The sequence below is a fragment of the Ruegeria sp. A5 genome (genome assembly GCF_056543005.1).
This window is the reverse complement of the sequence record NZ_JBQGAV010000003.1, coordinates 41,317-61,125: the sequence shown is the minus strand read 5'-3', so window position 1 is coordinate 61,125 and position 19,809 is coordinate 41,317. Positions and strand designations below refer to the sequence as shown.

Here is a 19,809-nt window from a genome sequence, read left to right as displayed (position 1 = left end):
GGGCAAGACCCCCGCTCCGGCAAAATCATGGAAATCACATGTCAAAAGCTATTGTTACGCCGCTGACTCAGGCTCTGGCCGAAGGAAAACTGACGCGCGAAGAACTCAAGGGATTCATGCAACGCTCGAACGCGCCCGGGTTACGTCATCTTGCGATGTGGATTTTAGTGCTGGCCTGCACGACAACATTGATCACCCTAGCCTGGAACAGTTGGCTGATTTGGCCCGCGATGTTTCTGCAAGGGGTCGTCTTGGTGCATCATTTCTCACTTCAGCATGAGTGTGTGCACTATACCGTGTTTCGCACCCGGTGGTTGAATGATCTGGTTGGTCAGATTTGCGGGCTGATCATCATTCTGCCCCATCGGTTCTTCCGATACGAACATTGTGATCATCACACATATACGCAACTGAACGGAGAGGATCCCGAACTGATCCCGCTGCCCAAATCCCTTGGCGAGTACTTTTTGTACCTGTCAGCCCTGCCTTATTGGCGCGGTAAGTTTACCGAGCTGTTCCGACATGCCTTTGGGAAGCTCAGCAAGGCCGAGTTGAGTTTCATTCCCAAAGAGGAGCATCAATCGGTATATTGGGACGCGCGCCGCATGCTGGCCATTTACGCTTTGACCTTTCTGGCTATGGCCTTCACCGGATGGTGGGGATTGATCTGGTATTGGATCATACCCCTGTTTCTGGGTGAGCCGGTGATGCGATTCATACGAATGACCGAGCATGTCGGACGTCCCACCGTGGCGCAGATGTCAGAAAACACGCGCACCAATCTGGTGTCAAAGCCGATGTCATTTTTATGCTGGAATATGAACTATCATGCCGAACATCACTATGTCGCCTCAGTTCCCTTCCACGCTCTGCCCCGTCTGCATGAGAAGTTAAAGGATCATATCTTCGTCGAGAAAGGTGGATATCTGGCTGCGCATCGCGACATTCTGCGGCAGATCATGCAACCCAAAGCCGAGGCCTGAGAGATGGCGGCAGACAAATCTTGGCGCGATGTGATCGAGGCATCGAAACTGGAAGAAAACTGGGTCACGCGGGTTCAGATCGGACCCAGATTGATTGCGGTATATGACACGCCCAGCGGTGTCTATGCCTCGCTGGCATTGTGCAACCATGGCGGGGCTGATCTGTGTGACGGTTATTTTGATGGGCATGTTATCGAATGCCCATTGCACCAGGGCGCATTCGATGTGCGTGATGGCAAGCCCGTTTCAGCGCCCGCGACCCGAGCAATGCGGGTTTTTGAGACACGGGTTCAGGGTGGAATGGTTCAGGTCCGAATGTGACCTGAACCTAGCGCTTGTCAGATCGTTTCTCTAGCCGCGCAAAGATGCGGCTGAGGCCGAAGCAGACGACAAAATAGAATGCAGCCGTTGTGATCCATGCCTCAAAGATCATCCGGGACGAAGCGACCAACTCGACGGTCTTGTAGGTCAGTTCCTGAACCGAGATCAGCGACAGGATCGAGCTGTCCTTGATTAATGAGATGAACTGATTGGCCAGCGGCGGCACGACCTTTTTCATCGCCTGCGGCAGCACGACATAGCGAAGCTCTTGCAAACGGCTCATCCCGATCGAGCGTGCAGCTTCACGCTGACCTTTGGGGATCGATTGAATACCGGCACGGACAATTTCGCCGACAAATGCGCTTTCAAACAGCGCCAGAACGATGACACCTGAGACAAGCGACGGAAAGCGCCGCATCTCACCAAAGAAAAATGTCCAGATGTGGTTGTCTTCCTGCCGCGCAATTCCACGTGACCAGCGTTCAAGGTTTAGTGCGTCGATCAGTTGCTGCGACAGGAAGAAAAAGAAAATAAAGACAACAACAACCGGTGGCACATTACGCAGAAATTCAAGATAAGTGCGTGCCAGCATGCGTATGGTCAGGTTGGCAGAACAGCGCGCGATCCCCAGAATTGTACCCAGAATGAGCGCCAAAATGCCGGAATAGATGCTGATACGAACCGTCGCCACCAAGCCTTGCAGCAATAGATTGGCAAAATACTCTTCTCGCCCAGTATGCCAGCCGACGATGTAGCTGGGGATCAATTCCCACCGCCACTTATAGTTCAGCGTACCTTCGATCGACAGCCAGATATATCCGAAGAAGGCGATCAATACCGCCACGATCAGATAATCTGGCCATCTGAGTTTTCTAAGAAATTCAGGCACCTGGGCGCTCCGCTTCAGGCCCGAGGGCGGCTGATCCGCCCCCGGCTAATTGGTTACTGGGCAACCTGGTCTGCCCACTCTTCAGTTGCGAACCAATAGTTGTGACGCTCTTCCAACCAACCCGACCGCCAGTTCTGAGCGATCCAATTGTTGAAAAAATTCATGGCGTCCGGATCGCCCTTGCGTACTCCGAACGCTTCGCCACGCGGATCATAGAGGTTATCGAACGGAACGGTCAGAGTTTCTGGATGACGACCGGCCTCGCGGTTCGGTGTGGGTTGGGCCGCCATTGAGGCATGCGCGTTTCCGTTCAGCACTTCTTGCGTTGATGCACCGTCTTCATCAAACAACAGCAGCGTCGCGTTGGGGAAGTTTTCCGCGATCACCGTAGCTGGTGTCGCACCGCGACGAGCGGCAAAGGTGACCTCAGGTTTATTGAAATCTTCCAAAGACATACCATCGGTCAACTGTTTGTTAGCCATAATAGCCAGGCCCGAATACGCGTAAGGATCGGTGAAGTTGATCGTCAAGTTTCGCTGCGCAGTCACCGACATGCCCGAGATGATCACGTCGAAATTGCCAGATACGAGCGCCGGGATGATGCCATCCCAGGCGGTCGGTACAAACTCGACCTCTACACCCATGTCCTCGGCCAGCTTGCGACCGACATCCAGTTCGAACCCGATCAGATCACCATTCTTGTCGCGCATCGACCACGGCACGAACAGCGAAAGACCAATCCGGATCACTCCATCCTGTTTGATCGTTTCAATCACACTTTCGCGGGACAGTTCCTGAGTCGCGCTTTGCGCCCAGCCTGAGGTCGCCATGCCTGTTGCCACGACCGCGCCCAGGGCCGCCCCGAGCATTCTGCGAGATAGCTTCATCTTGGTTCTCCTTGTTGTCCGGTTAAGTTCTTGTGGTTATTGGTCGACGGCATATTTCTTCTCCAGATAGCTAACGCCAATCGACAGGATCAGGGTCACCACCAGATAGACCAGCGCGATAGTGAACCAGATTTCAAAACTCATATATGTGTCGGATATGATGTTGCGCCCGAAGGTGGTGAGTTCAGCCACGGCAATGACGCTGACAATAGCCGAGGATTTGATCAGGTGGACGACCTCGCCCGTCATGGGCGGTAGCATAAAGCGAACAGATTGCGGCAGAATTATATATCTGTAGGTCTGATAGGGGGTCATACCGATAGACTTGGCCGCCTCCCACTGACCAGATGGGATGGCGTTGATCCCCGCCCGTAGGATTTCTGAAATCAAGGCTGAATGAAACACCGCCAAAGTCAGGATGCTGGCGGTATATCGATCAAATCCAAAGATAGGACCCAGGACATAATAGAACAGGTAAAGCAGAACCAGCAGCGGGATATTGCGGATCAGTTCAAGGTAGGCAACCGCGACAGCAGTGCCAACTACCAAGCCGGACAAGCGCAGTAACGCCACTAGCAACCCGATAGCTGTGGCCAGCAGAAACGAGGTAACTGACAGCTTGATCGTGGCAACCAGTCCGATGGGGATTTCGCCCCACTCGAACCCAATCTCGGTGTTGCGGTACAGGAATTGGGGCACGCGATACCACTGCCAATTATAGCCCATACCCTGCGCGCCAACATATGACCCGTAGGCGATCAACCCGACAATAACCGCATAGATCACGACGGACACTAACACCGAGCCAAAGAACCGCTTGTATAGTGGCGGCTTCGGCAGCGCTTGCCCGCGTCCCTGTGATATGCCCAGATCGGTCACGTTAGTGTTCCAATATCTGGTTCAGGAATAGACGGCAGCGCTCGCTTGACGGGTTGGTGAAGAACTGATCGGGCGGCGAGATTTCAACGATCTGCCCCGCCTCCATAAAGACCATCGTGTCGGCGACCTTGCGCGCAAACCCCATCTCATGCGTGACAACCACCATGGTCATGCCCGTATCGGCCAGTTCAACCATCACATCCAGCACCTCATTGATCATTTCGGGATCAAGCGCGGATGTCGGTTCATCAAACAGCATGATCCGTGTTTCCATGCATAAGGACCGCGCGATCGCGACGCGCTGTTGCTGCCCCCCCGACAATTGCGCCGGGTACTTGTCGGCCTGCTCGGGGATGTGAACGCGATCAAGATAATTGCGCGCGGTTTCCTCGGCCTGCGCCTTGGATAGCTTGCGCACCTTCATCGGTCCGATCATCAGGTTTTCAAGCACAGTCAGGTGCGGAAACAGGTTGAACTGCTGGAAGACCATGCCGACTTCCTGTCGTAGTTCACGGATTTCCTTGGCACCCTCATAGACTTCGATCCCATCGATCACGAGACGCCCGGAATTATGCCACTCTAACCCGTTGAAACAGCGGATCAGCGTGGATTTTCCCGATCCGGACGGGCCGCAGATTACCACCTTCTCGCCCTGATGAACGGTCAGATCGATGTTCTTGAGCGCATGGAAAGTCCCATAGAACTTATCCAGATTGGTCACTTCGATCATGGGGGAGAGCTGTGTCATGCCGAACCTGTCAAGATGCGGATCAGCTGGCGTCGCTGATCTATGACGCTGTGGTGGTGCGATCGCAACATGAGGTCATGCACGCATGGGCACGAGGTCATTCGAGGGGATTCAGGCAGTGTGGAGAGATCTGGCAAAGCTTCAGAATCCTCAAATTCGTTGCGCGCTGTTCAATATGGTTGCTTAATGTGCAATATTCGTCAATAAAAAACTCAGCCGAACGGCACACGCCGCGAAAATAGAAACAAAAAACACGAGAGGAAACGTGAATGTCCGCCTGGATTCGGATGATATCTGACGAAGATGCCGACGAGCACCTGAGAGCGACTCTGGATCTGGCGCGCACACCACACGGGACCGTGGACAACGTGATGCGTGTGCATTCACTGCGTCCCAACACCATGAAAGGTCACGTCATTCTGTATCGCGCGTGCCTGCATGATGAAGCCAATTCCATACCCATGTGGTTTCAGGAAGTCATCAGCTCTTACGTATCGACGTTGAACACCTGCCCCTATTCTTATGCCAACCACTGGGCAAACGCCCGACATCTGATCGGTGACGACGCACGCGCCGACGCAATCGAGGCCGCGTTAAAGGCCCACCGGCCGCAGGATGCATTTGAAGGTGCGCAGTTGGCCGCGCTGATCTATGCGCAAAAGCTGACCCTGTCGCCGGGTGCAATGGAGGAATCCGAAGTTCGCGCATTGAAAGATGCCGGCTGGGAAGACGGAGAGATTCTCGAGATCAACCAGATCGTCGGATATTTCAATTATGCCAACCGATTGCTGAATGGTCTGGGTGTCACAACGGAAGGGGACGTGGTGGGCTACTACGCCGAGGAATGACGGATTGAATCATGCACGATGACACGCCGGGAAGACAGATTGATCGCGCTATTGGTGCCTCGCTCAGGGAGCTGCGCCAAAGCCGCAAGCAATCCGCCCGTCGGTTGGCAGAACAGTCTGGTATCTCAGCTGCTATGGTCAGCCGTATCGAAAACGGGTTGGTCTCTCCGTCAATCGATACGCTGGCTGCACTTGCCGAAGCGTTAGAGGTACCAATCGTATCGCTGTTTCGCGAAGCGCGGACAGACCACACCGACTATACGCTGGTTCGCCATGGCGAAGGGCTAAAGTCTACGCGACTGGCGGGCGGCCATTCGCACGAATACGTCAACCTTGCGCTGCATTCCCGGAAGGACCTGCGCTTTCAGGCCCGTCGTGTCACGTTGTTGCGCGACGAGGGGCAGCCGCCCACTTATGTCGGCCATGGCGTCGTGTTTGTGCAGGTTCTCGAAGGGCAGGCCATCTATCGCTATGGCGAGGCCCGATTTACTCTTTCAGCAGGAGACAGCATCAGCGTCGATGCAGAGCTGAATCACGGCTTCGAAGAGGTACTGACCCCCGAGTTCGTCTTCCTGACCGTTCAGGCCGAGCGTCCGTAGTGGCCAGTTGATATGGCCATCCCAACTGAAATTGATCTGACGCGCGGGCCAATCTCGACCCATTTCCGAACCCTGGCGATCCCGGGCGCAATCGGGATGTTGTTCAACACTCTCTACAACGTTGTCGACATGTTCTTCGCCGGCCTTCTCTCGACCAGCGCGCAGGCTGGATTGGCACTAGGGTTTCAGGCCTTTTTCATTGCCATTTCGGTCGGGGTCGGGTTGGGTGCCGCGATGAGCGCGCTGGTCGGCAACGCATTAGGCGCTGGAGACACTCGAGCAGCGCGGCGGTTTGCGGCACAGGGAATGATCTATGGCTTCATTGCAGCCTGTGTTCTGGCGGCGGCTGGTCTCTGGTACGGCCCTGCGCTGATAACTCTGGTTTCGGAACCGGGACCTTATCGCGATGCAGGTTTACGTTATTTCCACTGGCTCCTATTGGCCTTGCCCGGATTTCTACTGGCCTTCGGTTGCAATGGCATTCTTCAGGCACATGGTGACGCGGTATCGATGCAACGCGCCCTCATGGTGGCGTTTTTTGCCAATATCGGTCTGAACCCCCTCTTGATCTACGGCATTCCGGGCATGATCCCGGGCATCGGATTTGATGGCCTCGCTGTATCGACAGTGTTCAGCCAGACCGGTGTGATGGTGTTTCTGATCCGTCAGGTCCTCAGACGCCGCAGGATGAGGCGCATGCGCCCCCGAAACTTCATTCCGCGCCTACAGAAGTTCAAGGAGATCTCGGTTCAGGTACTTCCCACAGCGACATCTTTCTTCGTGATGCTGCTGTCAGGTTTCGTCATGCAGTTCGCCCTGAAAATCTTTGGAGAGCACGCAATCGCTGGCTTTGGCATTGCCATTCGGCTTGAGCAGATTTTGCTTTTGCCGGTGCTGGGGGTCACGGGGGCACTGCTGCCCATCGCGTCCCAGAATTTCGGTGCCCGCGACTATGAAAGGGTACGCGAGGCACTGTTTTATTGCTGGAAAGTCGGGTTCATCATGACCGCCATCGCAGCCCCCATATTGTGGATTTTTGGCCGCCTTATGATGGGCTTTTTCACCGACGATCCCGAAGTGATCCGCGTCGGACTTAGCTATCTACGTGTCGATAGTCTGATCCTCCCAATCTACATGATGCTGTTTTCCATCAACTCGCTATTGCAAGCCTTGAAGCGACCGATCTGGACCGTGTGGATCAGCCTATATCGTCAAGGATTTGGCGTCGCCTTTTTTGTCTGGATTTTCGTCGGCCTGCTCGGCTTTAACGAAATTGGTGTCTGGTTCGGCACCGCAGGTGCCGTGGTGACTGGCTGGATGATCGCGTTGCTGATGACGTCCCATGTGGCTCAAAAAGAGCTGGGCGGGCTTTGGCTCAGGACGAGAACCGATCTGGGCTGAAGGCTTTTATATCGATGTCCGGTGATCTGCCAGCAATTACATCTGCGATTATACGCGCCGTCGTCGCGCCTAGTGTCAGGCCAAGCTGTCCGTGACCCGTCGCAAAGGCGACGTTAGCCAGTCGCCTGCTGCGGCCAATGATCGGACGTGTGTCCGGTGTAAACGGGCGGCGACCCATCCGGCGTTCCGCATTATCGGTCTTCAAACCCGGTAATACGCGGCATGCACGCCTGACCAGCACATCGGCTCGGTTCCAATTCGGCTGCGCGTTCAGGTCGGCAAATTCTGCGGAACCGGCCACTGCCAGCGCCTGCTGATACGGTGTAATGCCAAACCCGCCTTTGGCATAAAACACCGTATGGTGGAGCTCGACCCCGCTATCTTTCAACGCAGTCGAATATCCGATCACCCCTTCCATCCTCAATTGAACACCCAACGTCTTGGCCAAGATCCTAGACGGCGTTCCCGCAGCGATGACGAAATCATCTGCGCTGATCGATCGCCCATCGCTCAGCTTCACGCTTTTCACATGTTGTCCGTCCTGCGTAAAACCGATTGCTTTTCCTGCGACGACTGCCCCGCCGCGGCTGCTAAAACTCTGCGTCAGCGTTTCAACCAATACCTTAGGGTCCGTCACAAAACTCCAGTCTCTAAGCAAAGCTGCATGTTTGAAATCAGATGCTATTGCAGGATCGATTTCATGCGCTTCCTGACCTGTAACTTGATCAATCGTGCAACCCAACTCACGCGCCAACTCAAAAGCTGCGCGCATGGTCGCAAGGTCATTGTCGTCGTCAAACAACTTGATTACCGGCCGTTCGACCAAAAGCTCAGGATGGCCTACATCTAAAAGCTGAGCCTTGAAATCCGCTGTTGCAGCAAACGTAAGTCTTGCCAGATCGGAGGCGATTGCACGCATTTTCGAGCGTCGCGCATTGGCGGTAAACCGTGCAAACCACGGCAGCAGCTTCACTGCTGAGGCCGGGCGCAGTGTCAACGGGGCCTCGGCATCCAGCAACCAGCCCGGCACTTTCATCAGCATCCCCGGCTGCGACAACGGCACGATCTCACCCACTGCGATACACCCGCAGGAAGCCCAACTCGCGCCCTCACCAACCGGACCTGGTTCTACGACGGTGACCTCGTGGCCCTGCGACTGCAATTTCAGCGCACAGGATATTCCGACGATGCCGCCGCCAATTACAACCACCCGTGCCATTACTGGGACCCCTACAGAAGTTCGCGAAGTTGCTTCATCAAGTCCGCCGTGACGCGAACACCATCCGCTTCGGCCGCAGCACGGTTCTTCAAGCGGCCATCTCCGGGAACGCGGGCATCCCCGTTGCCTTCAATCTCAGCGCAGATGCGTTGGACATAGTCTTCAAATGCGGCATTCCCGAAACGCGCCGGATCAATCGCGATCAACGTTGAACCGCCCTTGATATTCAACGCACCGTGCGCTTCGCGGTTGGCATTGTCCACGGACAATGTTCCACCGGCCAGTGCCGCGCCAAGAACTTCGATCAGGAATGCGATCGCCGCGCCTTTGTGCTCGCCAAACGGCAACAGACTGCGGGTCTCCAAAATCGCGTTGGGATCGCTGGTTGGCTGACCGTTCGGGTCAAGCCCCGCAGGGCGCGGCAATTCGTGCCCTTCAGCCGCGGCCATCCGGATGTCCATCAGCGCAACCATTGACGAGGCCTGATCCCAAACAACCGGCGCACGACCCGGTCGCGGGCAAGCAAAGGACATCGGATTGGTGCCAAAAACAGGGCGGGTGCCGCCTTGCGGCACCACCATCGAGAGCGAGTTCACAACACCTAGCGCTACCAGCCCAGCGTCCGCCAGCGGACCTGTATCGAAACGTAGTGCCCCCAGATGGTGGCAATTGGCACAAGTAAACGCGGCAATACCATTCGCGCGCGCCATTTCAATAAGCTCGTTTCGAGCTTTGGCGGCCACGATCTGGTAATAGCCATTGTCACCATCTCCGCGCAGAACCCCCGGTGCGATCCGTTCGACACTCGGGTCGGCCTCGGGATTGGCATATCCCGAAGAAAAGCTCTGCGCATAAACAGGTAACATCCTTAACCCATGGCTACGCGGGCCGTCGCGCTCGCTCATCCGCACAAGCCCGGCCAGAACCGTGCTGCCATGTTCATCCATGCCTGCAGCCACAAGGACAGATTTTGCCAATTCCTCTACTTCGTCGAGTGAGAGAGCGATCGTCGAGTTATCGGCCATGTGCCTAATCCTGTCGTTGGTTGAGGAAACGGGCACATAAGTGCCCGCTTGCAGATCTGTTTAGGCGCTGTATTCCACCCGCTTCTTAGCGACGAATTCATCCAACGCCCCGCGCTGATCGTCCGGCATTGGTGGCTGGACGTAGGTGTTCAGCATACGCTGCGCCTCTTCCGTGCCAACGGTTTCTGCGGTTTTCGCACCTTCTGCCTCCCACTGTTCAAAACTGTCATTGTTTTGCAAGTGGTTCATATGCATTGGGTTTTCGCGCGTGTGGTCAGTACCAAGGAAGTGCCCACCCGGTCCGATTTTGTCAATGTCGCCCAGCAACGTGTCCAGATTTTCCTCTTGCAGGCCGCTGAAGAAACGGTGGAAGTTCTCCAACTGCAACGCGTCCTGCACCCATTTTGAGTAGCTGACCCCAAGCGCGCCTTCTAGGAAGCCTGCCGAGTGTACGATGTAGTTTGCACCGCCCAGAAGCACCGGCCACATGGTGTTTGCGGTGTCGAACGCAGCCTGCATATCCGGGGATTTCGAACCGGTCCACATGGTACAGGTCCGCCATGGCACACCATAAAACCGTGCCATCTGACCCACCAGAAGGTTCATCAGCCCGGGTTCCGGAGAGCCCATCATCGGTGCACCTGTCTTCATCGAAACGCCCATGATTGCTACCCCCAGCACCATCGGGGCTCCGCGCCGGATGATCTGGCTGTAGGCCATACCGGCCAGAGATTCTGCAATCAGCAGCGCGACACCACCCTGCGGGCTTGCAGGTGTGCTCGCCCCGGCAAGAACAAAGGGCGACAGCAGGCAGGGCTGGTTGGCGGCGGCATAGACGCGTAGGCTCTGCAACATGGTCTCATCCCAGACCAACGGTGTGTTGCAGTTCAGCAGGGCTGCCATCACCACATTGTTGTCAACAAACTCCTCACCAAACACGATGCGAGTCATCTCTACCGAGTCCAACGCCGCCTGTTCGGATAGAACTGAACCCTTGATCGGTTTGTCGGTCAGCGTCAGTGCGGCATGAACCAGCTCGAGGTGGCGTTGCGGGACGGGTACGTCCTGCGGCTCGACCGGCAAAATACCCGGTACCATCATCGACTGACTCATCTGACTGAGTTTGAAGAAGTTATGCGCATCCTCCAGCATCGAAGGGCGGCGCACACCATCCAGACCATAGACAAATGGCGCGCCATACGCATTGGCAAAGACCGAATGCCGATTGCCCACCCGCAGCGAGCGTTCCGGGTTGCGCGCGGCATAGCCCCATTCCGAGGGAACGGCCGAGATCAGGTCCATAAGCATCTCGCGTCCGATGCGCACCCGCTCACCCTGAACATCCGCACCGTACTTCTTCCAATCCGCTAAGGCCACCGGATCGCGGAACTCAATCCCTGTGGTTTCAAGTATAGTCATGGCCGCGTTGTGGATTTTCTCAACGCCTTCAGGACCAAGCAGATCAATCGGGCCAACTTTGCGGTTCAGCGTCGACAAGTAGACTGGGGGCGGGTTGGTGCGAGCCTTGACCCGCGCGGCACGTCCACCGCCACGGCCCGAGCGTGCTTTGACTTCTGCCATCTCAAATCCTCCGGATCAGGCGCGCGCGCGGGCGCTGGTGGGATCAACGGCGCAGGTATCGATCACTTCGGCCTCGCGCATTTCATTGTGGATGAGCACCTGCATTTTGGTGCCGGGTGCCGTCATCTCGTGTGGAACCAGCGCCATCGCAATGTCGTGGTTGCAGTAATACGAGAACCCGCCCGAAGTGACGCGTCCGATCAGCTTGCCATCGGCATAGACGCCTTCGTCAAACATCACCGAGGTGTCGCAGAATGGCAGCTTCAGTGTGACCAGTGTGTTGTATCCACCCTGCTCCTGCTGCTGTTGCAACGCGGCTTTGCCGATGAAATCACGTTCGGCCACCTGCCCGCCGATCTTCTCGGTCATTGCAACGAAACGGCCCAAATCGGCCTCATATGGGGTCAGGTCCTTGCAGATTTCGCGGTTGATTGCGCGATAGGATTTCTCAAGCCGCATCGACTCCAACGCTTCAAGCCCGAAAGGTTTCACACCCGATTTCAGCAGCAAATCAACGAGGTGGCGATTGTACCCGACCGGGTGGTGCAGTTCCCATCCCAACTCACCGGTGTAGGAGACGCGCAACAAGTGCACACCTTTGGCATAGCCCACCTCGCCCATCTGTGCCGACAGCCATGGGAATGCTTCGTTCGACAAATCATTATCGGTCAATGGTTGCAGGATGTCCCGTGCCTTGGGCCCAGCCAGTGCGATCACGCCCAGCTGTTCTGAGATATCCTCGATCACCACCGAGCCATCACCTGGCAGCACGCGCTGTAACTGATCCCAATTGTAGGCTCGCCAGTTCGGCGTCGATATCAGGTAGAAATCGTCGTCGGCATAGCGCACGATTGTGTACTCCGCATCCATGCCGCCCTTATCGTTCAACATCAGCGACAAGGTCATGCGGCCCACCTTGGGCAGCTTGTTGGCCATCAGGCTATCCAGCCATTTGGCTGCACCCGGTCCACGCACTGTGAACTTGGTCATCGGCGACATTTCGATGAAGCCAGCCTCTTCACGGGTGGTGCGCACCTCTTCCTGAACACGCTCCATATGGTTGGTGCGGCGGAAACTGTGTTCGGGGATCGCCTCTTCGGGCGATTTGGCAAACCAGCGAGGAAATTCGTAGCCGTTAAAGCTGGTCCAAACCGCGCCCTGAGCAGTCAAAAGATCATATGACCCCATGGTCTTCATCGGGCGCGCATCTGGGAAGTCCTCACCCGGAACATGCGCATCCATATGGGTGCCCCATGTCTCGCGCACCTTATCCATGGTCCAACGTTTTGAGGCGTAGTCCGAGAATCGACGCGGGTCGAGCTCCGACATATCCATGCCCGGATCGCCATCGACGATCCATTTGGCCAAACGGTTACCAACGGTGCCGCCCCAGAGGATGCCACCAGGCATGCCTTCGGCCAACCAAAGGTTCTCATGCCCTGGCGCGGGTCCGGCCAGAGGCAGCTCGTCCGGGGTCATCTGGAACGGGCCACGGGTGTTGGCCTTGATCCCAACCTCACCCAAGGTCGGCACCCGTTCGATGGCGTGTTCCCATTGGGTTTCCACGGCATCAAAATCCTCGGGCAACAGATCGGCTCCGAACTCGGGCGGGACACGATCCTCGGCAAACAGTTTGAGGTCTTTGGTGAATTCATACGGCCCGAACTGGATACCGCCCACATCTTCACGCAGATAAGCGCCGTAGTCCTCATCGCGCAAGATTGGGAATTCGGGCAAGCCTTGCGCCCGGCGCTCTTTCAACAGCGGCACCGTCTCAGTCGTCCAATACTGGTGAACGATCGGGATACATGGCAGGTCCAGCCCCACGCGGCGCGCATTTTCGCGGGCGTAGTTGCCGGTAGCAAAGATCAGATGCTCGCAGGTGATCTCACCCTGATTGGTGGTCACTTTCCAGTGGCCACTGTCCAGCTTCTCATAAGCCTGCGCTTCAGTGTTCTGGTATACCTTGGCGCCGGCATCCCGCGCAAGCTTGGCCAATGCCATGGTAATGTCGGCGGGATTCACATAGCCGTCTTCCGTGTGCAGGATACCACCCCGAATATCCGGGCTTTGGTTCAGCAAGGGATGAACCTCGGCAATCTCCTCTGGCGTCAGCAGCTTACAAGGCACGCCGGCGGCTTCGGCGATCGAGATATAGGACTGGAACTCATCCCAGCGCTTTTCGGTATTAGCCACCCGCAGCTGTCCTACCTTACGCAGTCCGACCGAACTGCCCATCTTCTCTTCCACCTCGGTGTAGATGCGGATGGTTTCCATCGTCATCTTCGACACGTTGTGCGACCGCACAAAGGTCACTAGCAAACCAGCCGCATGCCACGTCGAACCCGAGGTCAGTGTGGTGCGCTCCAGCATAACGGCATCGGAACACCCATGTTCGGTTAACCCGTACAGAATTGACGCACCGACGCACCCACCTCCGACAACCACGACTTTTGCATGTGACTGCATACTGCAACTCCTTCAACTTGTGCACGACCAACCGGGGGTCGCATTGCATGAGGAAAGATCGATATGAACGCCAAGGGTCTTGAGGACCTTTGATACATCCATTGATCATGTCTCAAACGGTTGTGGCGAATTTTCACAGTGAACCGCTGGCGGGCAATTGCAAAAAGATTCACTTTGAATAAGATCAGCTAAGCCTGATCTTCGGATAGTGCTTATATAATATTGGATTTACAAACCATCACAGGTCAAATCACCTTGCTCAACAGGCCCTACGATCTTCCACCTGTAAGTTCGCTTATCAGCTTTGAGGCTGCTGCGCGGCATGTAAGCTTCAAGACCGCCGCAGAAGAGCTGAACGTCACGCCGGCCGCAATCAGCCATCAGGTCAAAGCGCTGGAGAACGAGCTGCAATGCGCGCTGTTTCTGCGCCATCATCGCGGCGTGGAACTTACTGAAAGCGGTGCTTATCTTCTTGTTGCCCTTCAACGTGGTCTGGAAGGCATCAGCGAAGCCCTTGGGCAGTTGCGGCGTCAATACGACAGAAAAGGTGTAACGATCCGCTCAACCACGGCAGTCAGTTCACTTTGGCTCACCCCGCGCCTTGCGCAGTTCTGGAAGCAATACGGACATGTTTCCGTGACGCAGGTCGTGACTGACCTCGGCATCGACACGTCAAAATGCGACCTAAGTATCCATTACGGCGATTCCAGCCGCGAAACGGGCATCTTCAAGACACTATTTCACGACAAGATCATGGCGCTTTGCAGCCCAAGGTTTGCGCAACAGAATCCCATCAAACGTGTTGAAGATATTGCCAGGGTCCCCCTAATTCATCTCGACGCTCCGGATACCGGCTGGACCGACTGGCGTGCCTGGACCCAGAAACTCGGCTATGAAGGCCCCCTGAATTCCGCGCATCGGGTCAACAATTACACGATCGCGCTTCAGGCCGCGCAGGACGATATGGGCGCGGTGCTGGGATGGGAGGGACTGACCTCGGAGCTGACCGCATCCGGAAAACTGGTCAGACTGTTGCCGCAAACCATCTCATCGCAACTGGATTTCTACGTGAAACTACACAACACCTCATCCGACCGCGCCAAGCTTGTGTTCAAGTGGCTCAGCCAAGCGGCTGACGGAAAGGTATAAACTCGGCTCAGACCTGATCAGGACGAAATATCTTGTGAGCGAAGATCGAGGGCCTTACCGTTGATTTCTCGCAGTCCTGAATAAAAGCAAGAATACAAACACCGATCCGATTGAAGTTGTGACGATCCCCACCGGCAATTCCTGCGGAGCCAGCAGAAGCCTGCTGAGAATGTCAGAGCCGGTCAACAAGGCAGCACCAACCATAGCGGCGGTAGGTAGAAGGTTTTTGTGCAGCGGACCTGCGATCCCGCGTGCAATATGCGGCACCATCAGACCGACAAAACCAATCACCCCGGCTACGGAAACAAACACGGCCGTTGCCAACGCTGCGGTGAAAAACATGCTGAACCGCAGACCCCGAACCGGCACACCCAGAGTAGCGGCAGTCAAATCCCCGGTCAGCAGCGCATCCAACCAGCGGCTGCGATAAAGCGAATAGCTCAGGATCAGCAGCAGACCGATGCACACCAGCGGGAACGTCTCCCAACGGGCCAGGCCCAGCCCCCCCAGCATCCAGAAGATGACAGAATGGGCGGCGCGGCTATCGCCGGCGAAAATCAGATAGTTGGTGATGGCCGAAAACAAAAACGACACAGCCAGACCCGCAAGGATCAGCTTCTCCGGTGCGCTGGTGCGAAGCCCATGAACCAGCGCCAGCACGATGCCCGACGCCACAAGACCGCCGCAAAAGGCAGCCAGCGGCAGAGTCCAGAAACCCAGAATATCTCCGGTCACGGTAATTACAAACACCGCCCCCGCTGCCGCGCCCGAGGACAGGCCGAACAGAAATGGATCGGCAAGGTCATTACGTGTGGTCGTTTGCAGCACCACGCCAACGATGCCCAGCCCGGCACCGATCACGGCTGCAAACAACGCGCGGGGCAATCGCAGGTCGAATACGATCCTATGCAGCGGTGACATCTCTCCGTCCTGCAACCCGGTACCGCGCAATATCGCGGTGAAGGTGTCGGACAAAGGAATCGAGGTTGTGCCGTAGATCGTGGAAATCAGCAAAAGGGCGGTCAGAACGACCGCCCCCAGCAACAACGTCAGGCCCAGTCGGCCCATATTAGCTCTGACCCGGATGCATCGCGCGCGCCATCTTCGAGATCGCTTCGATATTTGCCGGTCCCGGCGTCAGCTCTTCGTAGCGCAATCCGATCCAGCGTTCGTTCTTGACGGCATCAGTCTGCGACATGACGGGATGCTCCTGCAGGAACTTGAAAGTGTCCTCGGCACCATTGCCGGTCTGATAATCCAACAAAACCAGGAATTCCGGGTTCGATGCGGCAACGGCCTCCCACGAAGTGCGGCCCCAGCTCGTGTCCATGTCATGAGTGACATTTTCACCACCGGCGGCTGTGATCATCGCATCGGGAATCGCGAATTTACCGGCGGTAAACGGAGCATCTGCAGGACCATCCAGAAGAAAGACGCGGGGCCTGGGCAGTTCAGCAGTCTTGGCTTCGATCGCTGCCAGCTGCTCTTTCCAGCCCGAGACCAGAGCTTCGGCCTTGTCTTCGACTTGCATCACCTTGCCCAAGCGCAACACATCGCCAAACAGAAGATCCATGCTGGCTTCGGGGCGATCCTTGTCCAGATGGACGCAGCTTTCCGTCAGGATCATGGTCTTGATCCCAAAGGGCTCCAGCGTGTCCGGCGTCACATCGCCACCCGGCTTCATGCCATAGTACCAACCGGCAAAGAACAGGTCGGGCTCAACTGCCACAAGGTTTTCGACGGTCGGATATTTCGGCGCAAGCTCGGGGATGTCGCCGCGCAGCGCGTCAAAATCGGGGCTGGTCTTGTACCAGCCGGTGATACCGGTCAGGCCGACGATCTTGTCCTGCAGATCCAGCGCAAAGGCCATGTCGGTCATGTTCATGTCATGCACAACCAGACGCTCGGGTGCTGCGTCAAAGACCAGAGGTTCGCCGCAATTGTCTACGGTGACTTCTTGTGCAGCGGCACCGCTTGCCATGGCAGTGGCCAACGCCACGGACCAGATGTGTTTCATCCCAGTGTGTTCCTTTGATTAAGTTGAGACTGTGGTTCTTCGAATATCAAGCGCAGGGATCACGCGGCCTTCATGGTGAAAGCAGAGGAAATCAACGCCAAAGGTTTCGCGGACCCGTTCAGGTGTCAGCACCTCATTCACCAAGCCAAATCCGATCATGCGGGTGGATTTCATCAGCGCCACATGGGTGGCGAATTCGGGGATCATGACCAGATCGTGCACGATCATCACGACGGTGATCCCAAGCTCGGCGACCAGAGACAGCATCCGTCCCTTCGCATCGGGATCCAGATGGTTGGTCGGTTCGTCCAGAAACAGCAAGGACGGATTCTGCGCCAACGCACGCGCGATATGGGCGCGCTGACGTTCGCCTCCGGACAGCTGAGCCATGCGTTTGCCTGCCAAATTGGCAAGGCCGGTCAGGTCGAGAATCCGATCCAACTCATGCGCGTGACCTTCGGCTGAGCGGTCCGCACGGATGGGTATTTGCCCCAGCGCAACATAATCGCGTAACGCCAAGCGTCCGTCGGGTAGTTCCTGCTGACCGACCACGGCAATCGTGCGCGCACGTTCTTTGGCAGAGAGCTGTTTCAGGCTGCGCCCTTTGATCCGAACATCGCCAAGCGCCAACGGCTCAGCACCGCACAAGAGATTGAGAAGTGTCGTTTTTCCCGCCCCGTTCGGGCCGGCGATGGCCAGAATGGCCCCCTCGCCCAACTCGAACGAGACGCCCCGCAGCAGGACATCGCCGTTAAGGGCGTAATACTCTAGATTTTCGGCAACCAGAAAGGATGGCATCGTCATTCCAACGCCCCCTGTTCAATCCGCGGCATGCGCGAGAGGGTCTTTCTGAACAACGCCCGCGGGCGGTCAGTGGCATTTGTCCAGCCATCCGGGCTTTCACGGTATTGCGCCGCAAACTCGACCAGGGCCTGCACCTCATCCGCGGTCTGAATGCCGCCAAAAAGGTATTGGGCCTTACCTACGGCCTGAAATCCGACCGTTCTGGGGCTATCGCAGCCTGCCATGCAAGCCGACGCGCGGATTGCAAAGCCAAAAGGCAATTTATCGGCCAATGCGTCGCAAATCGCATCAACGGGCTGCCCATCAGCGCAACTTTGGCAAACCAGAATGAAATGATCAGGCGTATCTGGCATGGTCCACTCCACTTGTTTCCAAGCACATGCGGAAGCTGCCGGTTATGTAAACACGTGTTTGACGTGCCATCAAAGCCTCCTTCCAGGACGCCCCGCCCCGGGTTGGTTAAACATCTGATGGCAGGTCTCCTGACTTGCGGGTCCGCGCTCGGCCAACCTTCCCGATCCTGTGGACCAGTGGCTGTTTGGCCTTGCTCACCGCTTACAGTTGCGGGGGCAGTTACGGAATTGGCACCTTTTGGCAAGCCTCACCGTATTCCCTTTTCATCCCGCGGCAACGCCACCGGGAACCATCAATCGATTGAGTGCCCGAGAACACCGGACACGTCAATGATAAAGTCGAAGGCACCCAACTCTGGTCGAGGATCGAGCGCCGCCAACCACGTGTCCGAAGCACCAACCGAATAGCTTGGGCTGCGCGCCGAATTTGTCTGGCCACGGTTGTCCATAGTTGGTGTGTTTGGAAATTAGACAATCTGAGGTAAGCTGAACAAATTTAGAGGTTTAGCTTTGTCAGCACCTTACCCCTGTTTGATCATTGCCTGGGTTTATCCAAGGAGACGGTTCTTTGACACATGTTTCGCAAAACGCATTGCCGCCGGATATTGTTGATGATGTCATTGACCACAATCTCGAGGCCGTTGCACGGTGGAAAGGCCATCGCTTAAGGGCTCAGCATGGGCGCAGTCACGGGTGTGTGGCTGCAATATTCACCGTCAGAAACGATCTACCAGAACAGTTCCGTCACGGCCTGTTTGAACAGCCCGCAGCCTATTCAGCCGCACTTCGCTTTTCCAACGGCGCGCATCTGGATGACCGGAAATCGGATGCCCACGGGATGGCGATCAAGCTTTTTGACGTGCCTGGCCCCAAGCTGATCGACGCCGAAGCACTTGCGCATCTGGGGACCACACAACTCAGCGACGAGTTCGATTTTGTATTGGTCGATCAGGATGTGTTTCCCAGCTACGTCCCCGATGAATATGAGCGATTGGGCAGGCTTGTCGCCACATTACAAGCGGTCCAGCACGCGATCAAAGGGCGACGAAAATGGAGCCTTAGGTTGATCACCAAAGGGCTGCGCGCAGGATTTCGAGCCTTCCTCACTCGTGAAGGCAAGCGTCAGTTTCGCGTCGCGAGTGATTTCGCCTCGAACTATATGCACTCGCCTTTTGAGGTCCATTTCTGGTCGACAACACCGTATCGGCTGGGCCCCGATCTAACAGTCCGATACCTAGCCCGCAGCGCTAAACCAAAAGTTCCGGCACATCCGGTAGACGACCCAGATGGGATCGGGCAGTGTTTGCGGCAAGACGTGGCCGATGGAGATAATCACTTCGAGCTGTGTGTGATTGAGCCCCCGCGCCCGGCCGACGAATTCGATGTGCTAGACAATCGCATCCGGTGGGCATGCGATCCGCAACCAGATGCACCTCTTGATCCGTACCATCATACCGTCACGCCCGTGGCGGATATCACGATTCCCAAAGGTGCAGAATTTGATCCGCAGAATGGCGACGCGATGAGCTTCTCGCCCTGGCGTGTCACGGCAGATCACGAACCTTTAGGACCGATTAATGCGATCCGGCTCAGAACCTATCTGAGCCTGGCCCGCGCCCGGTTCCCGAACCGATGAC

At 56.3% G+C, this 19,809-nt stretch carries 20 protein-coding genes and 1 riboswitch; of the genes, 7 read left to right on the top strand and 13 right to left on the bottom strand.

Going from position 1 to position 19,809, the window contains the following annotated elements; all coding sequences use genetic code 11:
* The first annotated feature begins 38 nt into the window (after positions 1-38).
* The gene (locus ACR0AY_RS08700) at positions 39-983 is read left to right on the top strand and encodes a fatty acid desaturase family protein (protein WP_170511715.1); all 945 of its coding nucleotides are present in this window, start codon (positions 39-41) and stop codon (positions 981-983) included.
* A gap of 3 nt (positions 984-986) precedes the next feature.
* Positions 987-1,304, top strand: coding sequence for a non-heme iron oxygenase ferredoxin subunit (locus tag ACR0AY_RS08695; RefSeq protein ID WP_170511713.1), 318 nt, complete (start codon positions 987-989; stop codon positions 1,302-1,304).
* Between the two features lie 7 nt (positions 1,305-1,311).
* Here the strand turns inward: ACR0AY_RS08695 and ACR0AY_RS08690 are convergent, their stop codons facing one another.
* From ACR0AY_RS08690 to ACR0AY_RS08675, 4 genes are read right to left on the bottom strand one after another with little or no spacing between them, the layout of a single operon-like run.
* Positions 1,312-2,193 (bottom strand): amino acid ABC transporter permease, encoded by an 882-nt coding sequence (locus ACR0AY_RS08690; RefSeq protein WP_170511711.1) that lies wholly within the window; start codon positions 2,191-2,193, stop codon positions 1,312-1,314.
* Between the two features lie 53 nt (positions 2,194-2,246).
* Positions 2,247-3,080: a transporter substrate-binding domain-containing protein gene (locus ACR0AY_RS08685; protein ID WP_170393843.1), complete on the bottom strand. Its 834-nt coding sequence runs from the start codon at positions 3,078-3,080 to the stop codon at positions 2,247-2,249.
* A gap of 36 nt (positions 3,081-3,116) precedes the next feature.
* A complete protein-coding gene (locus tag ACR0AY_RS08680; protein WP_170393841.1) occupies positions 3,117-3,959 on the bottom strand; it encodes an amino acid ABC transporter permease in 843 nt (280 codons plus the stop codon).
* A gap of 1 nt (position 3,960) precedes the next feature.
* Positions 3,961-4,707 (bottom strand): amino acid ABC transporter ATP-binding protein, encoded by a 747-nt coding sequence (locus ACR0AY_RS08675; protein WP_304621969.1) that lies wholly within the window; start codon positions 4,705-4,707, stop codon positions 3,961-3,963.
* A 269-nt stretch (positions 4,708-4,976) separates the two neighbouring features.
* Between ACR0AY_RS08675 and ACR0AY_RS08670 the strand changes: the two genes are divergently transcribed.
* From ACR0AY_RS08670 to ACR0AY_RS08660, 3 genes are read left to right on the top strand one after another with little or no spacing between them, the layout of a single operon-like run.
* A complete protein-coding gene (locus tag ACR0AY_RS08670; RefSeq protein WP_170511709.1) occupies positions 4,977-5,555 on the top strand; it encodes a peroxidase-related enzyme in 579 nt (192 codons plus the stop codon).
* An 11-nt stretch (positions 5,556-5,566) separates the two neighbouring features.
* A complete protein-coding gene (locus ACR0AY_RS08665; RefSeq protein ID WP_170393837.1) occupies positions 5,567-6,154 on the top strand; it encodes a helix-turn-helix transcriptional regulator in 588 nt (195 codons plus the stop codon).
* 12 nt (positions 6,155-6,166) lie between these two features.
* Complete coding sequence (locus ACR0AY_RS08660) at positions 6,167-7,555, top strand: MATE family efflux transporter (protein WP_170511707.1); 1,389 nt, start codon at positions 6,167-6,169, stop codon at positions 7,553-7,555.
* On the opposite strand, the gene ACR0AY_RS08655 is transcribed toward ACR0AY_RS08660, so the two are convergent.
* From ACR0AY_RS08655 to ACR0AY_RS08640, 4 genes are read right to left on the bottom strand one after another with little or no spacing between them, the layout of a single operon-like run.
* Positions 7,530-8,774, bottom strand: coding sequence for an FAD-dependent oxidoreductase (locus ACR0AY_RS08655; protein WP_170511705.1), 1,245 nt, complete (start codon positions 8,772-8,774; stop codon positions 7,530-7,532). The two genes, ACR0AY_RS08660 and ACR0AY_RS08655, sit on opposite strands and share 26 nt — an antisense overlap.
* 11 nt (positions 8,775-8,785) lie before the next feature.
* Entirely contained in the window at positions 8,786-9,799 is a 1,014-nt protein-coding gene (locus ACR0AY_RS08650) for an Ldh family oxidoreductase (protein WP_170511703.1), read from the bottom strand.
* A gap of 60 nt (positions 9,800-9,859) precedes the next feature.
* Positions 9,860-11,380, bottom strand: coding sequence for a trimethylamine methyltransferase family protein (locus tag ACR0AY_RS08645; protein ID WP_170393827.1), 1,521 nt, complete (start codon positions 11,378-11,380; stop codon positions 9,860-9,862).
* A 15-nt stretch (positions 11,381-11,395) separates the two neighbouring features.
* Entirely contained in the window at positions 11,396-13,849 is a 2,454-nt protein-coding gene (locus ACR0AY_RS08640) for a GcvT family protein (RefSeq protein WP_170511701.1), read from the bottom strand.
* A gap of 255 nt (positions 13,850-14,104) precedes the next feature.
* On the opposite strand from ACR0AY_RS08640, the gene ACR0AY_RS08635 reads away from it, so the two are divergent.
* The gene (locus ACR0AY_RS08635; protein ID WP_170511699.1) at positions 14,105-14,998 is read left to right on the top strand and encodes a LysR substrate-binding domain-containing protein; all 894 of its coding nucleotides are present in this window, start codon (positions 14,105-14,107) and stop codon (positions 14,996-14,998) included.
* Between the two features lie 54 nt (positions 14,999-15,052).
* Here the strand turns inward: ACR0AY_RS08635 and ACR0AY_RS08630 are convergent, their stop codons facing one another.
* The 5 genes from ACR0AY_RS08630 to ACR0AY_RS08610 all read right to left on the bottom strand — a co-directional run bounded on the left by ACR0AY_RS08630 (position 15,053) and on the right by ACR0AY_RS08610 (position 18,621).
* On the bottom strand, positions 15,053-16,066 hold the full coding sequence (locus tag ACR0AY_RS08630; protein ID WP_170509083.1) for an iron ABC transporter permease: 1,014 nt from the start codon (positions 16,064-16,066) through the stop codon (positions 15,053-15,055).
* Between the two features lies 1 nt (position 16,067).
* Positions 16,068-17,015, bottom strand: a complete 948-nt coding sequence (locus tag ACR0AY_RS08625; RefSeq protein ID WP_480454013.1) for an ABC transporter substrate-binding protein — start codon at positions 17,013-17,015, stop codon at positions 16,068-16,070.
* Positions 17,016-17,033: 18 nt separating this feature from the next.
* The gene (locus ACR0AY_RS08620) at positions 17,034-17,819 is read right to left on the bottom strand and encodes an ABC transporter ATP-binding protein (RefSeq protein WP_170511695.1); all 786 of its coding nucleotides are present in this window, start codon (positions 17,817-17,819) and stop codon (positions 17,034-17,036) included.
* Positions 17,816-18,172, bottom strand: a complete 357-nt coding sequence (locus ACR0AY_RS08615) for a DUF1636 family protein (RefSeq protein ID WP_170511693.1) — start codon at positions 18,170-18,172, stop codon at positions 17,816-17,818. Before ACR0AY_RS08615 ends, ACR0AY_RS08620 begins: the two co-directional genes overlap by 4 nt.
* A gap of 102 nt (positions 18,173-18,274) precedes the next feature.
* Positions 18,275-18,482, bottom strand: a riboswitch (cobalamin riboswitch).
* Positions 18,466-18,621 carry a hypothetical protein gene (locus ACR0AY_RS08610; RefSeq protein WP_170422553.1) on the bottom strand — a complete coding sequence of 52 codons (156 nt, stop codon included), beginning with the start codon at positions 18,619-18,621 and terminating at the stop codon, positions 18,466-18,468. It overlaps the preceding riboswitch by 17 nt.
* A gap of 119 nt (positions 18,622-18,740) precedes the next feature.
* On the opposite strand from ACR0AY_RS08610, the gene ACR0AY_RS08605 reads away from it, so the two are divergent.
* Positions 18,741-19,808 carry a catalase family protein gene (locus tag ACR0AY_RS08605; protein WP_170422551.1) on the top strand — a complete coding sequence of 356 codons (1,068 nt, stop codon included), beginning with the start codon at positions 18,741-18,743 and terminating at the stop codon, positions 19,806-19,808.
* Position 19,809 lies beyond the last annotated feature (1 nt).